General features: G+C 46.9%; 18 protein-coding genes. 5 read left to right on the top strand and 13 right to left on the bottom strand.

Annotation, left to right across the window (positions count from 1 at the left end):
• Nucleotides 1-22 precede the first annotated feature (22 nt).
• The 3 genes from OCV29_RS20830 to OCV29_RS20820 form a co-directional block, all read right to left on the bottom strand.
• On the bottom strand, nucleotides 23-619 hold the full coding sequence (locus tag OCV29_RS20830) for a YcjF family protein (protein WP_073604638.1): 597 nt from the start codon (nucleotides 617-619) through the stop codon (nucleotides 23-25).
• A gap of 38 nt (nucleotides 620-657) precedes the next feature.
• Entirely contained in the window at nucleotides 658-4839 is a 4182-nt protein-coding gene (locus tag OCV29_RS20825; protein ID WP_073604637.1) for a non-ribosomal peptide synthetase, read from the bottom strand.
• 226 nt (nucleotides 4840-5065) lie between these two features.
• Nucleotides 5066-7213: a serine hydrolase domain-containing protein gene (locus tag OCV29_RS20820; protein WP_073604636.1), complete on the bottom strand. Its 2148-nt coding sequence runs from the start codon at nucleotides 7211-7213 to the stop codon at nucleotides 5066-5068.
• Between the two features lie 377 nt (nucleotides 7214-7590).
• Between OCV29_RS20820 and OCV29_RS20815 the strand changes: the two genes are divergently transcribed.
• The gene (locus OCV29_RS20815; RefSeq protein WP_073604635.1) at nucleotides 7591-8301 is read left to right on the top strand and encodes a thioesterase II family protein; all 711 of its coding nucleotides are present in this window, start codon (nucleotides 7591-7593) and stop codon (nucleotides 8299-8301) included.
• 172 nt (nucleotides 8302-8473) lie between these two features.
• On the opposite strand, the gene yciH is transcribed toward OCV29_RS20815, so the two are convergent.
• Together yciH and OCV29_RS20805 are read right to left on the bottom strand one after the other, a co-directional pair.
• Nucleotides 8474-8785, bottom strand: a complete 312-nt coding sequence (gene yciH, locus OCV29_RS20810) for a stress response translation initiation inhibitor YciH (protein WP_073604634.1) — start codon at nucleotides 8783-8785, stop codon at nucleotides 8474-8476.
• Nucleotide 8786: 1 nt separating this feature from the next.
• A complete protein-coding gene (locus OCV29_RS20805; protein ID WP_073604633.1) occupies nucleotides 8787-9161 on the bottom strand; it encodes a DUF3319 domain-containing protein in 375 nt (124 codons plus the stop codon).
• A 100-nt stretch (nucleotides 9162-9261) separates the two neighbouring features.
• Here OCV29_RS20805 and OCV29_RS20800 point away from each other — a divergent pair, with 100 nt between their 5' ends.
• Nucleotides 9262-10227: a tyrosine-type recombinase/integrase gene (locus OCV29_RS20800; RefSeq protein ID WP_073604632.1), complete on the top strand. Its 966-nt coding sequence runs from the start codon at nucleotides 9262-9264 to the stop codon at nucleotides 10225-10227.
• Here the strand turns inward: OCV29_RS20800 and OCV29_RS20795 are convergent.
• Entirely contained in the window at nucleotides 10211-11215 is a 1005-nt protein-coding gene (locus tag OCV29_RS20795) for a D-alanine--D-alanine ligase (protein ID WP_073604631.1), read from the bottom strand. The two genes, OCV29_RS20800 and OCV29_RS20795, sit on opposite strands and share 17 nt — an antisense overlap.
• A gap of 75 nt (nucleotides 11216-11290) precedes the next feature.
• The gene (locus tag OCV29_RS20790) at nucleotides 11291-11890 is read right to left on the bottom strand and encodes an SPOR domain-containing protein (RefSeq protein WP_073604643.1); all 600 of its coding nucleotides are present in this window, start codon (nucleotides 11888-11890) and stop codon (nucleotides 11291-11293) included.
• A gap of 214 nt (nucleotides 11891-12104) precedes the next feature.
• Here OCV29_RS20790 and OCV29_RS20785 point away from each other — a divergent pair, with 214 nt between their 5' ends.
• Entirely contained in the window at nucleotides 12105-14801 is a 2697-nt protein-coding gene (locus OCV29_RS20785) for a bifunctional acetate--CoA ligase family protein/GNAT family N-acetyltransferase (protein WP_073604630.1), read from the top strand.
• Nucleotides 14802-14881: 80 nt separating this feature from the next.
• On the opposite strand, the gene OCV29_RS20780 is transcribed toward OCV29_RS20785, so the two are convergent.
• From OCV29_RS20780 to OCV29_RS20770, 3 genes are all read right to left on the bottom strand, one after another.
• A complete protein-coding gene (locus tag OCV29_RS20780) occupies nucleotides 14882-15769 on the bottom strand; it encodes a LysR substrate-binding domain-containing protein (protein ID WP_261887398.1) in 888 nt (295 codons plus the stop codon).
• Between the two features lie 12 nt (nucleotides 15770-15781).
• Nucleotides 15782-17482 carry an SgrR family transcriptional regulator gene (locus OCV29_RS20775; protein WP_073606210.1) on the bottom strand — a complete coding sequence of 567 codons (1701 nt, stop codon included), beginning with the start codon at nucleotides 17480-17482 and terminating at the stop codon, nucleotides 15782-15784.
• A 78-nt stretch (nucleotides 17483-17560) separates the two neighbouring features.
• A complete protein-coding gene (locus OCV29_RS20770; protein ID WP_073606209.1) occupies nucleotides 17561-17995 on the bottom strand; it encodes a hotdog fold thioesterase in 435 nt (144 codons plus the stop codon).
• A 197-nt stretch (nucleotides 17996-18192) separates the two neighbouring features.
• Between OCV29_RS20770 and OCV29_RS20765 the strand changes: the two genes are divergently transcribed.
• Nucleotides 18193-18762, top strand: coding sequence for a PhnA domain-containing protein (locus OCV29_RS20765; RefSeq protein ID WP_073606208.1), 570 nt, complete (start codon nucleotides 18193-18195; stop codon nucleotides 18760-18762).
• Nucleotides 18763-18867: 105 nt separating this feature from the next.
• Here OCV29_RS20765 and OCV29_RS20760 read toward each other — a convergent pair whose 3' ends face one another.
• From OCV29_RS20760 to OCV29_RS20750, 3 genes are all read right to left on the bottom strand, one after another.
• The gene (locus OCV29_RS20760; RefSeq protein ID WP_261887397.1) at nucleotides 18868-21171 is read right to left on the bottom strand and encodes a tetratricopeptide repeat protein; all 2304 of its coding nucleotides are present in this window, start codon (nucleotides 21169-21171) and stop codon (nucleotides 18868-18870) included.
• The gene (locus OCV29_RS20755) at nucleotides 21168-21530 is read right to left on the bottom strand and encodes a hypothetical protein (protein ID WP_139281480.1); all 363 of its coding nucleotides are present in this window, start codon (nucleotides 21528-21530) and stop codon (nucleotides 21168-21170) included. Before OCV29_RS20755 ends, OCV29_RS20760 begins: the two co-directional genes overlap by 4 nt.
• A gap of 276 nt (nucleotides 21531-21806) precedes the next feature.
• Nucleotides 21807-21998: a hypothetical protein gene (locus OCV29_RS20750; protein ID WP_073602022.1), complete on the bottom strand. Its 192-nt coding sequence runs from the start codon at nucleotides 21996-21998 to the stop codon at nucleotides 21807-21809.
• A gap of 185 nt (nucleotides 21999-22183) precedes the next feature.
• Here OCV29_RS20750 and OCV29_RS20745 point away from each other — a divergent pair, with 185 nt between their 5' ends.
• Nucleotides 22184-22483, top strand: a complete 300-nt coding sequence (locus OCV29_RS20745) for a type II toxin-antitoxin system RelE/ParE family toxin (protein WP_073602021.1) — start codon at nucleotides 22184-22186, stop codon at nucleotides 22481-22483.
• Nucleotides 22484-22486 lie beyond the last annotated feature (3 nt).

Here is a 22486-nt window from a genome sequence, read left to right as displayed (position 1 = left end):
CGGGTCATCGCCTGGGTATCCATTATGCTTTTGCGGTTTCTTCATCCGCGACAGAGGCATCCTCATCATCTTTGTTTTTATTTTTGTATTTTTGAACGTTTTCTTTCACTGCATCCTTCATTGAACTGATATTCAGACTGAGCAGTGTTCCGCCATTGGCAAAATGGCTGATAAAAGCGCTGCCAATGGCATAACTCGCACCGGCAGACAGTAATGGCATGGTAGATAAACCAACCAGAGTGCCATAAACCGGAATGGCTTTCACTGTCGAGCTGACACCGCCGGTGGTCAGTGCCTGTGGCATTGCTGCACCGAGCAGCGGAACCAGAACTGACTTCAGCTTGTGCTCACTGAATGATTGTTCAAATGCTTTGCAGATTTCAGAAACCATTTTGATCTGCACAGCAGTCAACGCAACCAAATCAATCGCAGGGGCAGGAATCAAACCTGTCGCCAGCGACCATTTGCTGTACTTCTCAACAACTTTTTCTGCTTTTTCTTTGCAGGCAGCCAGGTCAACAGGCGGTTGCTCTGTTACCTCTTCAGCCGGCGCTTCTTTTTCAGGAACGGCTTCGGCTTTCGCCTCCTGGGCTGTGGTTTTCTTTTGTGGTTCTCTCATCACTGTCTCCATCGGTTAACGGTTAGGTTTGAACGTAATTAACTTAATTCCACTTTGCTTAACATTTGCCGCCGTTGTCCGGGCTCTGATTGCCCGGGATGCATGAGTCGTGTCATTGCATCGCGGATGTTGCTGAGTAATCCGTTAAAATGTGGCGGCTGGAACATACTGTAATGATCACCGGAGGTGGACATGACCCGGCAATGACCTGTTGTTTTCCGGCCAAAACAGTGCATATACCCCTGATCAGCGTTTTCGCTGCTCTCAATACAGATCATTTCTGAATGCAGTAAATGATGATTTATTTTTTGCTGGTTCAGGTAGCGGGAAAGTATGTGCTGATGACGAATCACCCCGGCTTCGATTTGCCGGAGTTCGGCCTGATTCAGGTGTTTTTCAAACAGAGAGATAATTTTGTCCCAATACCGGATATGACGCATTTCATTCAGGGTTTGGCCAGTGTCGGTATGCTGTTTTAAATTTGAATCCAGCAATAATAAAGTGATGGTATGTCCGTTTTTCTCCAGCCGCTTAGCGACTTCAAGCGCAAGAATTGCCCCGAAAGAGTAACCAAAAAGCATGATGCGGGGCTGCTGATTTGTCATGGTGATGCTTTGACTGACCATGCTTTGACTGGCCATGGTCTGATAATGCTGTGTAATACTCTCAGCCGCCAGATCAGCAAGCTGTAACAGGTTTTCCGGGAGCGCTTCACTGACAAAACCACCACATTGAAAGCCGAACACCTGAACCGGCATTTTTAACGCCTCAAAAATTTCTTTATAAACCGTTGAAGTCCCTAAAATGGCCGGTAAGCAATACACCAGAGGGTCTGTAGTTTGTGCTGAGTTGCCGGTCTTGACAGAATTCCCATCATAAAGCGGCAAAATCCGCTGATCGGTATGAGTCATCAGCACCGGTTTATCCTGAGATTCGCCGTCGTCCAGAGTGAGAACCCGGTCTATCTCCGCAGCGAGAGCCTCAATTGTCGGATGGGTAAAGATCTGAGTGACCGGCAATGTGATATCAAATTGCTTGCGGATTTCACTGATACAGATAATCGCTTTAATTGAATGTCCACCCAATTCAAAAAAACTGGTTGTCGTACTGATGGGGTGTTTAAGAAAAATCTTCTCCCAGATGCCGGCCAGTTTTGTTTCTGTTTCTGTCCGGGCAGCCTGATAAGACGTCCCGGAGGTTATGTTGAGGCGGTTTGTCCAGAATTGCAGCAGTGTCTTCCTGTCCAGCTTTCCGTTTGTGGTCATCGGAAAGCGGGAAACTTCGATAAAATCGGAAGGATGCATATAATGCGGTAACTGCTCTCCCAGCCAATGGCGTAACTCATGCAGGCAAATTCCGCTGTCATCCGCAGGAATCACCAGTGCCACAATCATGATGGTGTCATCATCGCGCCGGAAACTGTCAACCAGACAATCCTTAATCGCACTGTAATTTTGGATGACACGCTGCACGGCATTTAAGTCCACCCGGTAACCATCAATTTTGACAGATTGTTGCTCCCGCCCAACAAAAATAATATCGCCCTGTAAGGTACGGAAGGCTCTGTCACCAGTCCGGTAAACCGTCTGATTGTTGAAAACCGTAAGACGATTGTGATTATGGTCCGGATTCAGATAAGAATGCATGAGCTGGCTACCAGACAAACACAATTCACCTTCGACATATGGCGGACATTCGTTCATGTCCCGGTTCAATATACAGGCACCGGTATTGTGTGCCGGCCGCCCGATATTCTGATACTGCCCGGAAATATCACGCGGCGTCATCTTGTTGGCACAGCATCCAATGGTATTTTCAGTCGGTCCGTAGTGGTTAAAAAGATGTAATGCCGGGTTGTGCTGACTCAGCCGTGACAGATCGCTGTAATTCAGCGGTTCTCCCCCCATAATCAGTCGGGTCAAATGGCTGTCATTCAATGCCTGTGGACCCAGAACTTCCAGCAACATATGCAGATAGGAGGGCGTCAGTTTGAGGAAAGTCACCTGATGCGCGCGGATATAGTCAGCCACCCATTGCGGATCGCGCCGCTGTGTCTCACTGGCGATATGTAATGTGCCACCGGAGAGCAAACTGCCAAATATGGCGGTATAGCCCAGATCAAAATTGAACGAAGTCAGAAGTATGCTGCTGTCAGAGGCAGAGAACTGAAACCGGTCGCGGCACCAACACACATAGTTGATCAATGATTGGTGAGTGACCGGAACGCCTTTGGGTTCACCGGTCGTGCCGGAGGTGAAAATTATATACGCAATGCTGTCTGCCCCGGCCTGAGCCGGGCAGGATAAAGCATGTGTCTCCGCTGCCTGCGAGGCGTCAGAGAGAATTTGATCAAGGTTGACATTCAGACATGCAATGCCAGAGTCCATCGTCAGCAAATCGGTTTGTTGGCGGCTGGTCATTATCAGCCCGGCATTCGCCTGTTTCAGGACTTTTCCGGAAATCGCCAGCGGATTGGCCGGATCCATCGGTACATAAGGTATTCCCAGATGGAAACAGGCAAAAATCGCGACTATCATTTCAGTCCCTGCGGTGTCATACAGTGCGACTGTTTCCGTGTTTGAACTGAGTCTTGATTTGATCTGACACGCCAGAACGAGACTGGCTTGCCGGAGCTGTTGATGTGTCAGATGTCTGTTCCCTTCAATCAGCGCGGTATGCTCATCACGGGCATACTGTTGATGAAATCCGGTTAAACAAGATGCAGTTAATGCAACCTGCCGGCCAGCTGAGCTGAGCCCGGAGGCTGACGGTCCGGATAAAGAGATATCAGCAACCGGTGAATCAGGCGCGGCAAGACAGTCTTCAATAAAGCGGCAGAAAGTATAGGCGAGTGACCGGACATTGTCTTTCTCCACTTTTCTCGGTACATATTTGAACAAAATCTGTAGGGTTTGACTGACGGATGAATCTGGTTTTACTGAGACATCTGATTTTACCGACACCTCTGAGCTTACAGCGCGCTTCGTGGGTAATACCGCAATATGAAATGGATAAGATGTCGGCATATATTCACGAAACTCATCGGCATACAGCCCTTCAGTCAGTTTTTCTTTACCACACGCTTGTGTATCGGATGCCGGATAGTTTTCAAAGGCAATAAAATGGTCAAACAGCTGACCAGTCTGACTGCACTGGGCCTGAATCTCACTGACTGACATCGTCGCATGTTCGGGGCAGCCCAGTTGTTCAAGCTGTAGCTTGCCCGCAATCTCTTCCAGGCTGTCTCGCGCGGAAAAACGAACCCGGAAAGGGATCGTATTTATACATAAGCCAATCAAACGTTCAAACTGCGAGTTGGCCAGTGGACGAATCGACTGGACACTGCCAAACACAACATCATTGGTTTCATTCACTTTTGCCAGAAACAGTCCCCACAAACACTGGAATAAGGTGCTTGGTGTCGCGCCTGTCCTGATACTCAGCTCACTGAACGCCAGCCATTGCCGCTGCCCGATCAGGCGAACTTCTGTGTCATATTCATGATGGCTTGATTCATCATGGCATGACACTTTCCTGCGCTTCTGATCATCATGGTGTAAGGTTGGCAGCGGTGGCGATGTTGTCGTTGTGTAACCGCTCAGATACTGACGCCAGAAGTCCTGATGGGATTCCTGACTTTTATACCACTTGATATAACGGCTGAATGAAGGCGCCGGTGGTAAGTCAACCGGGCAATGATGAATCAGCTGCTGATAAACAGTAAATAGCTCCTGTTGAAGTGATGCAACGCACCATCCGTCGAGGCAGATATGATGAAATGACCAGACAAACCAATATTCCTCCGGACCAGACTTCAGCAGAGATACCCGCATCGGAATATCCCGTTCCAGTACAAATGACCGACGTTTATCAGACTCAATAAAACTATCAAGCTGCTGCGTCTTCTCCCGTTCATTCAACGCAGTCAAATCCATCACATGAACAACGAAGTCCCGTTCTTTCAGAACAATTTGAATCGGCTCAGCGGATTTGTCATGTTTGAACACCACACGGAGAGCGGCGTGACGGTCAATTAAACACTGCCAGGCCTGACGAAAAGCATCAACATTCAATGTGCCGGTCAGCCTGAATCTGACCTGCTGGTTATAAGAGACATGATGATGACTGTCTTTCTCTAACAGATCGTGATAAAGCATTCCGGCCTGAAGTGGTGTAAGCGGAAGGATATCCTCGATATTATTTTTACTGAGTTCCATCATGGGGTATTTCCATTCATCTCTCCTGTCAGGAAGATGATTCCTTAGCCACTGATTCTCCGTCAGCAATAACAACTGGCATTGAACAGGTGATACGACAGACCTGAAATGTCATAAAGGACAGAACTAGTTATAGTTGGAGCACTTTTCAGGGAACCCGACCCCTGAATACATATTAAATCATATTAGTATATGCATGATATAAGTGGTAATTTTCTATATTTATTTTTTATGAAACTACAATTCTCCGATACCGGAACAGCCCACCCAACAGCAAAATCACCAAGAGGAAAGGCCCGAAAACACCAGAGCTTTTGCCGGATGCAAAAGAGAAATGAGTATCAAACAGAGATGTGCTGACTTTTAAAGCCAGTGAATTTAAATCATCGCTTTGATAAACCACTAAATCGTACAAACCGTTGTTATCAATATCGACGGGGATCAGCAAAGTCTCAGATGAAATGGTGTCGTTGTCTATGGTGACTTCAGTCAAACTTTGATTCTGTGTGTAGCGCCTGATGCGTTTCTGTGCATCAGTAATTGTGACCTGATTATTGCTGACACCGACCGATAAGGAACCTGTGCCGCCGGATAAGATCACATCCGGTGTGCTCAGAAGCACATTTCCGGTGAAGGATGCACCGTCTTCCAAAACAAGTTCGTTGTTGCCCGCCCCCAGGTCAATATCACTACTGACAGAAGCCCCGGAATACATGTTGACCGTTTCATTGCCGCTGCTGCCTTTGATTGCCTGACTGCCTGTCCCTTCTGTGGTAATCGTGCCGTAGATATTGAGCACCGGAGAGCCGGTTGTTGCAATCGCACTGCAATCCCGGCCACTGCATTGCAAAATAGCGCCACTTTCCAGTGTGAGTGTCCCGGAATCAATCTGAATGCCTTCCAGATGATGGCCGTAAAACACCAGTGTAGGCGCAGTATTATTTTCTGCGGTACATGTCATTTCTCCGGTTGTACTGTCAGTTGAGCAATCACTGGTATTATAACCGGTGTAAATTACCTGGGAGGGGTCGATAATCAGCGAATTACCGGACGGAATGGTGAGTGAAGATGTTCTGACACTAAGGCCGGTGCAGGTTGAGGGAACCGGCTGGGGTGAACCCGTACAATTCCCGTTTTGATCCTGAGAGAAACGGATACCTTTGTCGATTTGCCACAGGAAATCTCTGGCGGTTTGCCAGGCTGGGTATTGATTCACATCCACAGCATAAAACAGATCCGTTTCCTTGTTATAAAACAGCGAACTGGTGAAACCAAAAATAGCCCCCGAGTGGCCGGTAAATTCAGAACCGTTATAGTCTGAATTCATATGATAAACGGCGAGGCCGTAGCGCGCCGGAATACCGGCGACACTTCCGGCAACTGTATCGTCCAGACGTTGACTTTGCATCGACGCTGAAAGCAGGCTCTGATTATTTTTGACCAGCTGGCGGGCCCAGATAATCTGATCATCAAGCACTGAAATAATCGCCCCGGCAGCCCAGGGAAGTTTAGGATTCAGGAAAGTAAAAGAATCGATCAGTTCGTTGGCATCGTCACTTTCCAGTGATGCTGTCCCGGTGATTTCTTTACCTGACTCTATCATCACGTATCCGGACGCATGTGCCAGAGAGAATTGATCATCCCCGGGGAAAATGGTGCTGTTCAGCGCTAATGGCTCAAAAACGTAGTGAGAGATCAACTGTTCAATGGTCTGGCAACTGGTAAAGTCCGGCATATCACAGGATGTTTGCTGGGCAATCAACGCCAGAATCGCAAAATTGGTATTCGAGTAGCTCATACCGGACGTTCTGTCCTGACTGTTAGTTGCCATGATATAAGCATCTGGCGGGGTAATTTCAAGCTGCCCATACTGAATCACATATTGATCATTGATGGTTAAATCTGTATCGGAACCGTAATAAAGCGCTGGCGCGTTAAGGTAATCCGGTATCGTGCTGGTCATCTGCAGGAGATTTTCAACCGTGATGGATCCGGCATTGGGAATATCAAGAAACGGGGCCAGCGAATCCAGTGTATCGGTTAAATTCAGATAACCGTCATCAATCATCTTCAAAATCACTGTACCGGTATATGTTTTGGTCTCACTGCCAATCCGGAATTGATCTGTGGTATTGACCACAGAGTCAGGACAGGCAAATCCTGACGATTCATATTGCTCATCACAGTTACTTTTGCCTGTCCATATCACCGAATCATCATCAGCGATCGCAGTCACTGCTCCCGGTATTGTTGACTCATCCTGTTCCAGATCCAGAGCCACCTGAGCAATGGTTGCGACCTGTGTATTGTCCAGACTATATGCTGACGTCGTGAGCAGCATAAAGGTGAACATAAAAAAGCGTGATTTGTATTTCATCCTGAAATCTCCGGCCATCGTGACGTGTGTTGATCGAATATTAAAATTATCGATATAAATATAGCCACTATGCGTGTAAATGCATTTTGAGGAGGTGATGTTGATGAAATATTGTTGTTTCCCGGAAAGATCTCAAATGAGCGAAGTATTTTCTGTTCGGGACAGAAGCCAGTCACACAAAGGAAAAGTGATGTTGCAATGTGACACAGAAGCCAGCAAAATAAATTTTTATTAATATGAATTGAGTAGATATACTTATTCAGGTACAGAGACTTTTAGTACAGCCACTTTGAGTACAGTAACATTAAGAACAGTAACCTTAAGAACAGGGATGAATAACTCTGCTCAGTCAGGTATGAAAACAAAAGGAATATTCATTGGAATTGATCTGCTTTCCTTATGCTGGCGGAAGCAGCCGGGCTTACAGTCAACTGTTCAGCCGGCTGAACCAGCACATTCATGCGCGGTGTATGGAATATCCGGGTCATGGCATCAAAAGTCATGAGCCGCTTCTCTATGAAATTGAAACCATCGCCACTCAGCTGTTTCATGAGCTGGAATGTACGAATACCTTTCACTCGGACTATGTATTTTATGGGCACAGCATGGGCGCACTGGTTTCATATCTGGTTGCCAGGATCGCCGCAGAGCATGGATACCGGCCTCCCTGTCATTTGATTGTTTCAGGCAAAAGTTCTCCCACATTACCATTCACGGGAAGAAAGCATCTGCTGGATTCTGAAGATTTCTGGCAATCACTGTCTGCCATGGGCGGAATACCTGATGAACTGATGCATGATCAACAACTGAAGTGTTATTTTGAACAAATACTCAGGGCTGATTTCACTGCCGCAGAAACCTGGCAATGGCAACCGGCCCGGCCTTTACAATGTCCGGTGACCGTCTGGTATGGGGATCATGAAAATGTGAGTTTTGAGACGGCGTCAGCATGGCGACAGGTTACAACAAAGTCTGTCAATATCCAGAGCTTTCCCGGCAACCATTTTTTTATATTTGATCACAGCCCGTTACTGTGTGCAGTGATTAATCAGCTGTTAGCTCCGGTACCGGTTCAGCATGCATGCTAACAACGATTTCGTATGATGAAAAATCTGAACGCGATTGACTCAGATTGCGTGACATAAAAAAGAGCCATTTGAAAATGGCTCTTCAGGCTTTTCTTTCAAGGTGCGGGTTTCAAAGCACGAGTCTCCAAATACAAGCCTCCAAATACAAGCCTCAAACTACAAAACCTGAGAACTATCCACCTGCAAGTTTGACGGAATACCCTTTTTTCTCCAGAAATGCTTTCATCTTATCTCTGGCATCTCCCTGAATTTCTATGGCGCCATCTTTCACTGAACCACCACATCCGCAGTGCTTTTTCAGTTCGGCGGCAAGGCGTTTTAGCGGTGCATCATCCAAATCAATCCCGGTAATGATACAAACACCTTTGCCTTTGCGTCCTTTGGTTTGACGCTGAATCCGGACGATACCGTCTCCTTTCGGGCGGGATGGCTTCTCTTCTTCCGGCTTAATCCGCCCTGTTTCTGTTGAATAAACGAGTGACATACTATTCTTTCTTTGCCTGGCTTGCCTGTCGTAACTCTATAATAGTTTTTTCAATGTGTTTTTGAAGTCCTAATTTAGAGCCTTTGATCAATCGACCATTAAACATACAGTACCAGTCTCCAGGCTGGCCGGTATCATTTTTTAACGTAAAACCGGCAAACTGTTCCTGCATCCCTTCACTTGTTTCGTGTTTTGAAGCTAAAGATTCAAATTCTTTTGGATCAATAATGGAGGCTGATTCACACCACCAGTCAACACTTTTTTTGACAGCAACCATACTTCCGGTCAGAACCCGGTTTTTGATTTTTACCTGCCAGATGTCCGTTGACTGGCCCACTGTTTTCAATTCCATACCCCGATAGCTTGCGACTGCCATATTCTGGTAAGCCTCCGTTGCATTTTTTTAGTAGTATTAATTGTAATTCCATAGTTATCAAGTATATTTACATCAAAATACTTAGTTATAGTGCGTTAAAATGTTAAAAAGACGAACGAGCTTCACAAAAAAAGAAGAAGTTAGTAAGTATAAAGAAATTTTAAGTAAAACAATCACAACAGAACAGCTGGCATTACTGACCGATCATCAATATGCTCACAGTTCCTTACTGGCCATGGCTAAGGACTGGAATTTATTTTCTGAATTTTGCCGGCAGCATCAGTTATGTGTTTTACCTGCATCTTCGACGACCGTTCGTCGGTTTATCGAATATGAGAGCCGGAAGCGGAAATTTTCCACCATCAGACGCTACACCGTCACTATAACCGTCATTCACAAGTTTATGTCCTGCCCCGACCCCATCCGTCAAACCGATGTCAGGTTATTACTCATGTCGCTCAGACAGGAAAAAAAGGGGGATAACAAACAAGCTGATGCTTTTGATTTAACTCATTTGCAGATACTGAATAAACGTATGCAACATTCAAAAAGCAAACGGGATATCCGGGATCTGGCGATTTATTTTCTTATGTTTGAGTGTGCTCTGAAACGGGCAGAACTGAGAGACTTTCAAACCAGCCAGCTGCTTGATCATGATATACAACATCTGCACGTCACCCTGCACCAGGAAACTTACGGACTGTCAGCAGAAGCCACACTGGCTATCGGGAAATGGCGCTCCCTGATTGATACCGGAGAAAGCCCCTATCTGTTCCGCTCCATTGACAGACATCAAAATATCGCAGCCAATAAACTGAATGATTCCTCAATTTACCGGATATTGAGAAATGCCGGAGAAAGACTGGGCATGAAACACCTGAAATTTTCCGGGCAATCAACCCGGATTGGTGCAGCAAGGGAGCTACATAAGCAAGGGATGAAGGTGAAAGAGATTCAGTCATTCGGACGCTGGCACAGCCCTGTGATGCCCGCTCAGTACGTCGGGAACACACACAGTGCTGAAACCATGATGTTACATTACAAGTCGTTTAAACCCTGGAAGTAATACTCTGTTCGATGCAGTTGTACAAAAACTGACTGAACTGATGCCCGTTATGCTCAAGCATCTTGGGAAACATCGAGATTGGTGTCATTCCCGGAAAAGTATTCACTTCATTGAGGTAGATTTGTCCCTCTGGTGTCAAAAAGAAATCGATTCTGGCCAGATGACGTAACTTCATATGCCGGAATACTTTTTCACAATATTGGCGAATCAGACTTAACTGTTCCTGTGACAGGTTTTGCGCTTCAACCTGCGTATGGGAGTGACTGTCCTGACTATATTTTTCTTCATAAGTATAAAACTTATCCTCCGGTGCAATCACTTCCCCCGGTTTTGAAATATACAGTTCCCCGTCAATCTCATAGGCTGCCACTTCCAGCTCTCTTGGCTTGACCGCTTTTTCAAGCAGTACCTGTTCTGAATAATCAAACGCAGCTTCTATCGACTCACGAAGTTGTGACACTTCAGTGACACTGTAACACCCAACGGAAGAGCCCTGCCGGGCGGCTTTCACAAACACGGCTCCCCACTGCTCAAAAGCCTGCTCTGCCTGTGCCAGCGTTTCATCATTCAGCTCAGAAAGAAACAGATAGGGTGTATTCGGGATACCGAGCGCGTCATACCACAATTTTGATGTGATTTTATTAAAGCTGTTTGTACTCGCTTCAGGTCCACAACCGAGATACGGAATGCCAGCCAGCTCAAGCATTGACTGAATATCTCCGGTTTCCCCCGGATAACCATGAATACAGGGCACAACAAAATCAATTTTATGCTGTGACGTCTCAGCATGTAGTGTCGCTGTATTAATATCCAGATAAACCAGTTCCCCACTGCCAGAAAACCAGCCATCGGATTTCATTTCTATACGTATCACATGATAGCGGTCACTGAGTGCCAGCTGCGCCTGAATAAAATCTGCCGAGACGACAGAAACCTCATGTTCTGAAGAACCTCCTCCGCAAAGGAGTAAGATATTTTTCCGATTCATTCGACGAGTATTGTCCTGTTTTTTTAAGCGGAATGAGTGAAAGGAAGGGGCCAAATGCCCCCTTCTCTTATTTTATTAATTTAGCTTATTTAAGGTCGGATATTCAGAATTCTTGATTGCATCAAGACTTTTAACAAAAGGTTTCAGCTGGCGGAAGTCTTGAGGCAGAGTCTGGATGGCGTTTTTTGCCTCTGCACGGGTCGCAAAATCACCAAACAGGATCGTATACCATTTCGTGCCATTGACCACTTTATAGTTTTCCCAGACTGGCTGACCATTTTGTGGCAGTTTCGATGCAAACATATCAACTTTTGCCTGATTGCCAACGGCTATCACCTGAACTGTGTAACCAAACCGGTGTGCCTGATGCGCCATATCTTTTTTAGTCGGCGCAGTAATGACAACTGACGGCGCTGTTTTTTCAGGTTTAGATTCTGTCATTGCTGGCGAAGGTTCAGACATTGGTGCGGTGTTCATGTCCTGCATCGACGAAGCAACTACCGGTTCTTCGGTTACACCATTCATCGAACCATTTTGAGAAACCACAGGCTTCTGTACGGTTGCTGCCGGATAATCTTCTTTATGTGTTTCAACGGTCACATCGCTGACATAAGAGCCAGTAGAACATGCCGCTAAAAGAAAAGCAGACATTCCGACAATGATTCTTTTTTCCATAGTATTTATGCCTTTCATAAAAAGTATATCAATCATGCCCATAGCTGTCTCCGGAATCAAGTTTGACTCGTCAATTCGACCGGATAACCTGTGATATTAAACACAAAGTCTTCAACAAGTTTAGCCGGAACGACAAGTTTTATCCCTGCTGCTCGGTGATTCCACTGTCTGATTATATAATCAAATCAATATCCTTGCAGATGTGAGACCCAAAATGAATGATTTGTCCCATTTTCTGAATCCCCGGAGTGTGGCTGTAATCGGTGCATCAAACCGCCCGCTTCGTGCCGGAAATGTCGTGATGAAAAACCTGCTTCATGGCGGATTTAACGGCACCATCATGCCGGTTACTCCAGCCGACACATCTGTATGCGGTGTCTTATCTTATAAATCTGTCAACACACTGCCCATCATACCTGATATCGCAGTTTTGTGTACGCATGCTTCCAGAAATATAGCCATATTTCAACAACTAGCTGAGAAAAAAGTTCCGGGCGTGATTGTTCTTTCATCAGATATGTACAGTGATGACGCAGAAGGACACCAAATTCAGGCGCAGTGTATGGAAATTGCCCGCCAGGCTGATATCCGTATCATCGGACCAAACAGTCTGGGGATCATTCTTCCGTGGATCAATTTTAATGCATCATTCTCTCCGGTCGCCGCTGTCAAAGGCAATATCGCTTTTATCTCTCAGTCTGCTGCGCTTTGTACCACCGTACTGGACTGGGCTAATGAGTCACACATCGGATTTTCTGCATTTATTTCACTTGGGAATGCTTCCGATATTAATTTCAGTGACTTGCTGGATTACTTCAGTACGGACAGGCACACTGATGCGATTTTGCTTTATATCGATACCATCCGGGACGCGCGCCGTTTTATTTCCGCCGCCAGAGCCGCCTCGCGTAACCGGCGAATTCTGGTGATAAAAGCCGGACGGACCCGCGAAGGCCGAAAAGCCGCACAGTTACATACCGGTGGCGCAGATACACTCGATATCATCTATGACTCTGCAATCCGGCGCAGCGGGATGCTGCGGGTTCACAACACCCATGAACTGTTTGCCGCCGTTGAAACCCTGACTCACCCGCTGCCTCTGAGAGGAGAACGGCTCGCCATCATTACCAATGGCGGCGGCCCGGCAATTATGGCAATCGACACTCTGCTGGAACGGGGCGGCACACTGGCCGGATTGACCCGTGATGTGATTTCGCAACTCGATCAGGTCTTACCTGCCAGCTGGTCTCACGCAAATCCAATCGATTTAGTCGGCGATGCCGGTCACCAGCGCTATGTGGCAGCATTGAACATATTGCTTGATGCTGATATTGCCGATGCGATTTTGATTATGCACAGCCCTTCCGCTGTTGCAGCATCAGATCAAACCGCACAGTCGGTGATTGACGCGCTGAAAAAGCACCCCCGGACACGGCAGTTTAATATTCTGACCAACTGGGCAGGTGAAAAAACCGCAAAACCCGCCAGACAAAGTTTTTATCAGGCTGGTATTCCGACCTACAGAACACCGGAAAGTGCCGTGATTGCATTTATGCATATGGTCAATTACAAAAGAAACCAGCAACAGCTGATGGAAACACCTACCACCGCCGATTCCCTGCCACAGACACAAATTAATCAGGCAAACCAGTGGATTCAAAAGCGGCTCAATGCCGCAGAGATCATTCAGTTTGATACCCACCTTGCCGGCGAGTTTCTTCGCTATTTCGGCTTTCACGTTTTGCCCACCTGGATGGTACAGGACAGTTCAGAGGCGATTCACGTTGCTGAAAACATCGGCTATCCCGTAGCCGTTAAGCTCCGATCACCCGATATTGCCCATAAGTCAGATGTGCAGGGGGTGATGCTGAATCTGCGGAACCGGCATGAAGTCAGCAGCGCGGCACAGGCCATCCTCGACCGGACACATCTTTTCTATCCTTCCGCCAACATCCATGGTCTGGCGGTTCAGGCCATGGCCCGGCGTGCCGGTGGTGAGGAATTACGGGTCAAAATCAAACATGATGACACCTTTGGTCCGGTGATTCTGCTCGGTCAGGGCGGCTCCGAATGGCAGGAAGCCACAGAAGCAGAAGCGGCTCTGCCCCCGTTAAATATGGCGCTGGCCGAATACTTCATCGCAAATGCGCTCAAAAATAACAAAATCCGCTTTCAGCGTCAGCCTGATCCAATCCACCTTAACGGACTGGCTGAGTTTCTGGTCCGGCTGTCGCAACTGATTGAATCTTGCCCGGAAGTTCATGAAATTGATATTCATCCACTGCTGATCAACGGCGATCAATTCACCATTATTGATGTAGATTTAACCCTCAGGCAGTATAGCGGTGATGCGCAGGGCCGGTTAGCCATTCGCCCCTATCCGGCAGAGCTGGAAGAGATGATTTCTATTAAAAAAACACAGGAAAACCTGTTGATTCGCCCGATCCTGCCGGAAGACGAACCCTGTCATGCAGCTTTCATTCATAAAGTCTCAAAAGAAGATTTATATAAACGCTTTTTTACTGAAGTGGGTGAATTCAGCCATGAAACACTGGCGAACCTGACACAAATTGATTACGACCGTGAAATGGCTTTTGTGGCTGTCCGTCAGTCAGATGAACCCGAAATATTAGGCGTTTCCCGCGCATTAATCTCACCGGATAACAGCAATGCAGAATTTGCAATTTTGATCCGGACCGATCTGAAGGGGATGGGACTGGGAAAAATTCTGATGAAAAAAATCATTTGCTATTGCCAGACAAAAGGAACGCAGCAGATTTCCGGTATGACGATGCCAGCCAATCAGGGCATGTTGTCACTGGCCCGCTCTCTGGGTTTCACCACGAACATCGATTTTGAAGATGGCACAGCGACGATGCAGCTGAACTTACAACAGGAAGCCGGTTCATGACCGGCCTGCTGTTATACTCTCTGCGCCCTGTTCAGGTAATACCCAAATGTTCAGACCATACTCAAATGTTCAGGTGATACTCAAATCATGTGCCAGTGTTTTTTAAGATACTGAATACACCACGATTTCGCCTCTCCCATTTTATTGCGCCGCCAAGCCAGCACCAGCTCAGAAGTTCGTGTATCCGTTCCGTCAATGAGCCTGAGCTTGCCCTGTTCAATGTAAGCATCCGCCACCTGTTTTGGTAATGTCCCGATTCCCAGCCCATCCACCAACGCTTCACATTTGGCGGCCATGGTTGTCACCGTCATCCGTGGTTGTTTGTGTAAGATATTCACACTCAGGGGCGGCTGTTCGCGGGCTGTATCTGAAATCGCAATAATCCGGTACTTTAACCGGGCTTCTTCATCAAACACCCCCCGGCGTTTATGAACATAATGATCGGTTGCTGCAACCCAGATAAATGAAATTGAACCCAGCGTTTCCACTTTAACATCATGAGGCAACGTATCCAGACGCGGACAAATCAGCAAATCAGCCCGATCTGTTGCCAGTGACTCCCAGCATCCTGCCAGAATCTCTTCCTGCAACCGCACCCGTGTTTTGCTGATATCTCCGAGTGCAGACACCATCGGAAAAAAATTATTGATCGGAATAATGCCATCATAAGCGATGGTTAAATCCAGCTCCCAGCCATTAGCCAGTACCGTCGCATCATTCACCAGTTTATCCGTGGCCGATAAAATTAACCGCCCCTGATCCAGCAGGAGCCGGCCAGAGTCCGTAAAATTCGCTTTATGCCCTGAACGATCAAAGATAATAATATCCAGTTCCTGCTCAAGTTTCTGAATCTGATAGCTCAGTGAACTGGGCGCACGGTTCAGTTCATGGGCCGCCGCTGCAAAACTGCCCCGCCGGTCAATGGCATCAAGAATATATAATGCTTCTAATGTAATCGGACTATGCACAACAAATTTCCTTTATTGACCGGATACATGCAGGTCAGGTTTAACCCATACCCGGCAAAAATCAAACCATCCTAACGCATTACACTGCGCATTTTGTAAGGCACCACACTGATCATGATTCACGCCCAGCCAGCAATGAAAAAGCGGAACAATCTGGTAGCGTTCGATCAACGACTTCCCTATCTCAGCTGCCGGGAAAGGCTGATTCATCTCTGATCGCCAGTCATCAATCCTTTGTTGCCAGGCTCTGAAATCGTCATCCTGACTCATTTCGCTCAGGTCAGAGTAGTCCAGCAACCATCCGGCCAACGCATCATCCCGGCGGTTGGAAATTCCCATCGCTTTGATCCAGATATCCACACCCGACATATCATCAATTGTATGTTCGTAAGTCACAAACTCAACATGAATCCCATCTTCACTTAAGACCGCCTGAATAATTTTCTTTAAATGCGGAAACATCGGATGACGGGCATGGTATGCAACTGTCAGCGTCGCTGCACCGGGCGGATCAGCCTGATGCTGCGGACTATGATGATACCAGCCGGGTTTGAGACCATGTGCCGGTAAAATGCCCCATTCGACAATGGTTTCTTCAGGGCAACGGCTGAAGAAATTAAGTGCATTGAGCTTCTGAGTCAGATAATCCGCCCAGCTCTCATCCTGAGCAATTCCATTTTTGCGGTTCAGTTGCAGGTAAATACACCCCGGATCCAAATCCACTTCTTCCGTCAGCCGGTTTCTTTGCCGGTTTTTCATCGGAGTGTTTAACGTCGGAAAAATCAGGCAGGAATGAGTTTCATCAATCACATAAACTTCGATCTTATCCAGCAGGGGACGATAACCGAAATAGCCATCGAATGCCTGAAGAATCAATCGCTTGTCATCATTTAAAACCACTTTATATGGCCCGGTCCCTACCGGCATTAGATCCGGATCGCTGCAATGAAAGTCATCAGCAATGATTTTTGCGCAGGTTTCAGCCAACAAAACCGGCAGGCGATAATCCGGCTTTTTCAGATAAATATCAACCACATAATCGCCCGGAGATATCACCGATTCAATATGCTCAAACAACCGGAAGCGGCGTAAATCAAGCAGGTTGTGAACCACCAGCTCAGGAACCAGCAATTCACCATTATGAAAACGCACCCCCGGACGCAAATAAAACCGCCAGTGGCATGGCGACAGATTTTCCCAGCTGTGAGCTAAATCAGCCTGTACTTCATCCCGTTCATCAAGCGTGGTGAGACCACTGAAAATCTGCCGGGCAATATGTTGCTCGGAGCGGCGCATTTTTTTACGCGGGTTCAGCATCGATAAGGGACGGTAATAAGGCAAACGTACCACCTGTAAACCTTCCTGATGCTGCACACCCAGATAATTTTGAATCACCTGGGTGAGCTTTCCCGCATCCTGATCCAAAACCGACAACGCCTGACTTATTTTTCCTTCTTCGAGATAGCGCCGGGCCAGATTCTCACTGACATCACTGCGGCTTCTTTTGAAGATCAGTTCAGACAGCTTGCCTCTGCCAGCAGCCGGGTGCCATTCAATCCAGCCTTCTTCTTCCATTTTATTCAGAACAATCCGGGCATTACGCCGGGTGCAGAACAGAATGTCGGTCACATCTTCCAGCCGGATGCTGGTATTTTGCCCGTTAAAATATTCAAACAGTGTTTCGAACTGAACCCGTAATCTTGGACTGCTCATAAAGAGGAAATTCCACCCGGAATGATAATAAGACTATTTTCCTCATTTCTGTAACCAGCTGCAAATGCTTTCATGGAATTAGTCGCGGCGATCACGCTTTTTCTTCACCATGACCGTTAACCGACTCTGACAAACCAACCGTCCCCGTTCATCAGTGATATTGATTTGCCACACCTGAGTCGAAACACCCAGATGAACCGGCTCCGCCGTACCGGTAACTTCCCCTTTATACATTGCCCGGATATGATTGGCATTGATATCCAGCCCGACAGCGTAGTGATCATCATCGACACAGAAATTCGCCGCCACCGAGCCCAGAGTCTCCGCAAGCACCACAGATGCCCCGCCGTGTAACATGCCCAAAGGCTGATGGGTAAAGCTGCATACCGGCATGGTGGCCGAGACTGAATGATCCGTAACCTCGCTATACACAATGTTCAGGTGTTCGATTAACGTATTTGGCGATGTCTGGTTTAACACATCCACATCAATTGGTTTTTTCCAGATTTTCATGCTGTTCCTCTTTTTTGCCCGGCATTGCGTGGTTCAGATATCGTTCCACAACATCAGCACATTCACAATTCACCGGTTTAGTCTATCATGAGCGCCGATATCGCGGTTTATCTCATACTATTTATCGATTAATCCTTTCATTTCGTGTCACAGAATGGATAATACCCCCTTAATTTTTCAGACAGGATCAAGATGCGATGTCTACAGAAGCAACTTTATTAGAACGCTGTGGTTCAGCATGCGAGCTGTGCTCAGCAACATCTCCGCTTCAGCCATTTGTGGTGGCACCCCATACTCAGGTTACCGTTGATCACGCGATTATGCTGTGTGATACCTGCCGTGAACAGATTGAAAACCCGGAAACGGCTGATGCAAACCACTGGCGTTGCCTGAACGACAGTATGTGGAGTCAGGTCCCACCGGTACAGGTCGCTGCATGGCGTCAGTTAAAACGCCTGTCTGAATCCGAGGGCTGGGCGCAGGATTTGGTAGACATGATGTACATGGAAGAAGACGTCGCCAAGTGGGCCGAGATCGGCATGGACGAAGACGGCCAGAAGCACGTCGATTGCAACGGTGCAGAACTGAAAAAAGGTGACGACGTCACAATTATCAAAGACCTGCCGGTGAAAGGCTCCAGCATGGTGGTCAAACAAGGCACAGTGGTGAGAAACATTGGCCTCGCGCAGGATGACCCTGATCTGTTCTCCGGTAAAGTTGAAGGCCAGTCTATCTGGTTGCGATGTGAATTTTCACGCAAAAAGTAATTTTTTCTGCATGAATTCAGATGGAAAAAGGCGCAGGGTTGCGCCTTTTTTGGTGAAAAGAGGAGAGTGAACCAAGGACACACGCTTTAATACCGGATGACAGCGCTATTTTATATGCTTTTTCACGTAGTCCAGATTATTAGCAATGATCACCGTATTCGGGTGCGCCGCACCCAGGATATCTTTCATAATATTGAGCGCACGCTGAACCAGCGGCAAAGCCTCCTGATACTGGCCTTGTGACAGATACAACCCAGCCAGATTATTCAGGCTGGTCGCCACATCCGGGTGACTTTCTCCTAAGCTCGCTTCACGAATCGCTAACGCCCGCTCATACAGCGGCAAAGCCTCCGGATACTGGCCCTGTGACTTATACAACAAAGCCAGATTATTCAGGCTGGTCGCCACAGACGGGTGACTTTCTCCTAAGCTCGCTTCACGAATCGCTAACGCCCGCTCATACAGCGGCAAAGCCTCCGGATACTGGCCCTGTGACTTATATAATCCCGCCAGATTATTCAGGCTGGTCGCCACTGACGGGTGACTTTCTCCTAAGCTCGCTTCACGAATCGCTAACGCCCGCTCATACAGCGGCAAAGCCTTCGGATACTGGCCCTGTGAATCATACAACAAAGCCAGATTATTCAGGCTGGTCGCCACTGACGGGTGACTTTCTCCTAAGCTCGCTTCATAAATCGCTAACGCCCGCTCATACAGCGGCAAAGCCTTCGGATACTGGCCCTGTGAATCATACAACAAAGCCAGATTATTCAGGCTGGTCGCCACATCCGGGTGACTTTCTCCTAAGCTCGCTTCACAAATCGCTAACGCGCGCTGAAACAGCGGCAAAGCCTCCGGATACTGGCCCTGTGACTGATACAACCCAGCCAGATTATTCAGGCTCCCCGCTACATCCGGGTGACTTTCTCCTAAGCTCGCTTCACGAATCGCTAACGCCCGCTCATACAGCGGCAAAGCCTTCGGATACTGGCCCTGTGACTTATATAATCCCGCCAGATTATTCAGGCTGGTCGCCACATCCGGGTGACTTTCTCCTAAGCTCGCTTCACAAATCGCTAACGCGCGCTGAAACAGCGGCAAAGCCTCCGGATACAACCCAGATTGATACAAACAATATCCCAGTTGATTCATCAAAAATACTAAAGGTAGTTCATGCCTGTTTTGAATATCCCAAAGATACTGAGCAAAAGCCCCGGCGGCTGCAAACTTATCCTGATGCTCAATACCATGCCCGGTTTCCCCCACAGCAAGTGATTCAACCACGTTTTCAGTCAACCGGTCGGTTATTTCATCCGTCAGATAAATCTCACGACATGCAACATCGACAATTACCGGGTGCAGACTAAAAAATTGTTGATTATTTTCATCTTGTGAACGCTGAAGCCACCCTGTTTTGACCAACTTTTGCAGCGGCGTTTTATTGTCTAAAGACAACCATTGCGTCAGGTGGTCTGCGGCATGTGCGCTGGTTCCCAGCACAGCAATTTGTTTGAGGATGATTTTCTGCACGTCATCCAGAGTTGCTATATCAAAAAGCATCCGGATGTGGTCATACAGCAATTGTTCACTAAACTGCTCTTGTTCCCCATAGCAAGCTTCTACGGTTTCCTGACAGGTTGATGATAAATCAAACCCTGTATTTGTCAGGGTCTGGCATAAATCAGCGGCTGTTGTGCCCGAATTCGCGGCTGTCTTGCCAAATAATTCAACCACCAGCGTGTGATAACCAGCCTGCTGCACCAGCTTGCGAACCTGCTCTCGGTCATCGTCAAATTCACAGTGCTGAAGATAGAGTTCAATACATTCTTCTTCAGCCAGAAATTGAATATGTTCTTTGTGAAAACCACCCAGTTGATGGCGGCTTGTTGCTAAAATCCGCCAGTTCGGACAACGCATCAATAGTGTAAACTGCTGTTGAGTTTCCTGAGACAAATTATCAATAACGGCCAGACATGGCCCCGGTAAATTGGATAAAGTTTGCGTGAGTTGTTGCGGCCAGTGTTCCTGTGTCACATCAACATTCAGGGACTGAGCGAGCCGTGCAAGTTCATTCGGATTATTGGCATGAAGCCAGATTAAATGGCTGAAACTATCGTCTGCATAGCTGCGGGCAAATAAAGCTTTTGCTAATGACGTTTTTCCGATGCCCCCGATTCCCTGAAGCAATAATCTGACAGACGTCGTCTCCTGATTGGTTAATGTCTGATACAAAGACTGTTCAACAGACTGACGGCCAATGAGTGATTCTGATAAAAACTGTGGCAGTGATGACAAGACTCTGGGAAGTTGCTTCGTCTGGTTTAGCCTGGTATGAAAATGTACACCACCTTCAACATCACCACCGATACTAACCCCTGAATTATCTCTGCCAATCTGTGTTCCTGTCATTTTTGATGAACTCCCCCATACACATCACCACCAATGACAATACCGGAATTATCTCCTTCAATATGGATATGCGTCTGTTTCAGGTGTTTTTCGAGAACCGGACGGACATGCTGAGAACCAAGGTATTCTTTTAACGCTTCAGGGGAAGACCTGGCATAAGATGGCACATTCTGTAATTCATCAGCCCATGCATCAAGTGCTGGTTGATCAACCGGCATAGAAATTTGCTGTTGTTTCAATTGATCTTTCAGCCATTCTCCCGTAATCAGTGTGCCGCTTTTAATCGCATCATAAAATACGCCACCAGCCACAGTACTGATAAAAAACGAGATCACATCCATCATCATTTCCTTATGCATAATCATCTGGTATTGATGCAATTTAGCACACAAACTTGTATATCATCTATGATTCAGGTTTGAAATTGCCCTGACGATGCCGGCCTGTTTTCCGGTCACATTAAAGGCCGGTAATTTTTATAGGGAAGATGATTTGATTTTAGCGTCTGTCCCTGATTTTAGCGTCTGTCCCGATTATTCCGCTTCAAGTTTCTGGTGATGAAAGTGGTGAGTTGCCAAAGCCTGAAATGTTTCCTGCACTGCCTGCTCACCTAATCGTTGCCGGGCCTGTATGCTTTAATGAGATTTTTCAGACTTTTTACTGGTCTCCAGTTCAAGCAGCACCTTTGCTTTATGACTCACACCAGCCAAAAGTTTTTGTAGTGCACAAACACCAACATTTTCGCAAAGCATTGTTGAGGTCAATGCCAATATTGCCAATTCTGTATCATCAATAATCGATTCTAATTCACTCATTGTATTTTTCATATTTAACCACCTGCGTTTTATTTAAGTATCATCATGAACATGGCCTGACTTAGTTGACAGAATTAATCCCATCCCTTCAAACCCGCTATAGCTCACAAAACCTCATACAAAAACCACACTTTTGGCTTCTGAGATAAAAGTAACCTTAGTGATTGCCATTACGTAGCGTAAACACTACACTTTTCATGAGATATCAGGTCAGAAGAACGAAAAGCTTTATCCTCTGGATGTCAAAATTAAAGGACAGACAGGCAATCAGTGCGATTGAACGAAGAATTATCCGGGCCAGTCTGGGCAATTTCGGAGATATCAAAACGGTTGGTGGTGGGGTCTTTGAAATGCGGTTGTTTGTATCCAAAGGTTACCGGATATATTTCGCCCTTCAGGAATATGAATTAATTCTGCTGATTCATGGTGGGCATAAAGGCACACAACAAACGGATATCCAAACTGCAAAACGAATCCTGAACAATCTGGAGAAATAAATT

Origin of the sequence: Vibrio aerogenes, assembly GCF_024346755.1 — a bacterium.
GTDB lineage: Bacteria > Pseudomonadota > Gammaproteobacteria > Enterobacterales > Vibrionaceae > Vibrio > Vibrio aerogenes.
This window is presented reverse-complemented; position numbering and strand designations above follow the sequence as displayed.

Excerpts from the sequence above, each read along its gene's own strand:
- OCV29_RS20830 (WP_073604638.1), bottom strand. The coding sequence starts at position 619 with ATGAGAGAACCACAAAAGAAAACCACAGCCCAGGAGGCGAAAGCCGAA.
- OCV29_RS20825 (WP_073604637.1), bottom strand. The coding sequence starts at position 4,839 with ATGATGGAACTCAGTAAAAATAATATCGAGGATATCCTTCCGCTTACA.
- OCV29_RS20820 (WP_073604636.1), bottom strand. The coding sequence starts at position 7,213 with ATGAAATACAAATCACGCTTTTTTATGTTCACCTTTATGCTGCTCACG.
- yciH (WP_073604634.1), bottom strand. The coding sequence starts at position 8,785 with ATGTCACTCGTTTATTCAACAGAAACAGGGCGGATTAAGCCGGAAGAA.
- OCV29_RS20805 (WP_073604633.1), bottom strand. The coding sequence starts at position 9,161 with ATGGCAGTCGCAAGCTATCGGGGTATGGAATTGAAAACAGTGGGCCAG.
- OCV29_RS20800 (WP_073604632.1), top strand. The coding sequence starts at position 9,262 with ATGTTAAAAAGACGAACGAGCTTCACAAAAAAAGAAGAAGTTAGTAAG.
- OCV29_RS20795 (WP_073604631.1), bottom strand. The coding sequence starts at position 11,215 with ATGAATCGGAAAAATATCTTACTCCTTTGCGGAGGAGGTTCTTCAGAA.
- OCV29_RS20790 (WP_073604643.1), bottom strand. The coding sequence starts at position 11,890 with ATGGAAAAAAGAATCATTGTCGGAATGTCTGCTTTTCTTTTAGCGGCA.
- OCV29_RS20785 (WP_073604630.1), top strand. The coding sequence starts at position 12,105 with ATGAATGATTTGTCCCATTTTCTGAATCCCCGGAGTGTGGCTGTAATC.
- OCV29_RS20775 (WP_073606210.1), bottom strand. The coding sequence starts at position 17,482 with ATGAGCAGTCCAAGATTACGGGTTCAGTTCGAAACACTGTTTGAATAT.
- OCV29_RS20770 (WP_073606209.1), bottom strand. The coding sequence starts at position 17,995 with ATGAAAATCTGGAAAAAACCAATTGATGTGGATGTGTTAAACCAGACA.
- OCV29_RS20765 (WP_073606208.1), top strand. The coding sequence starts at position 18,193 with ATGTCTACAGAAGCAACTTTATTAGAACGCTGTGGTTCAGCATGCGAG.
- OCV29_RS20760 (WP_261887397.1), bottom strand. The coding sequence starts at position 21,171 with ATGACAGGAACACAGATTGGCAGAGATAATTCAGGGGTTAGTATCGGT.
- OCV29_RS20755 (WP_139281480.1), bottom strand. The coding sequence starts at position 21,530 with ATGCATAAGGAAATGATGATGGATGTGATCTCGTTTTTTATCAGTACT.
- OCV29_RS20750 (WP_073602022.1), bottom strand. The coding sequence starts at position 21,998 with ATGAAAAATACAATGAGTGAATTAGAATCGATTATTGATGATACAGAA.
- OCV29_RS20745 (WP_073602021.1), top strand. The coding sequence starts at position 22,184 with ATGAGATATCAGGTCAGAAGAACGAAAAGCTTTATCCTCTGGATGTCA.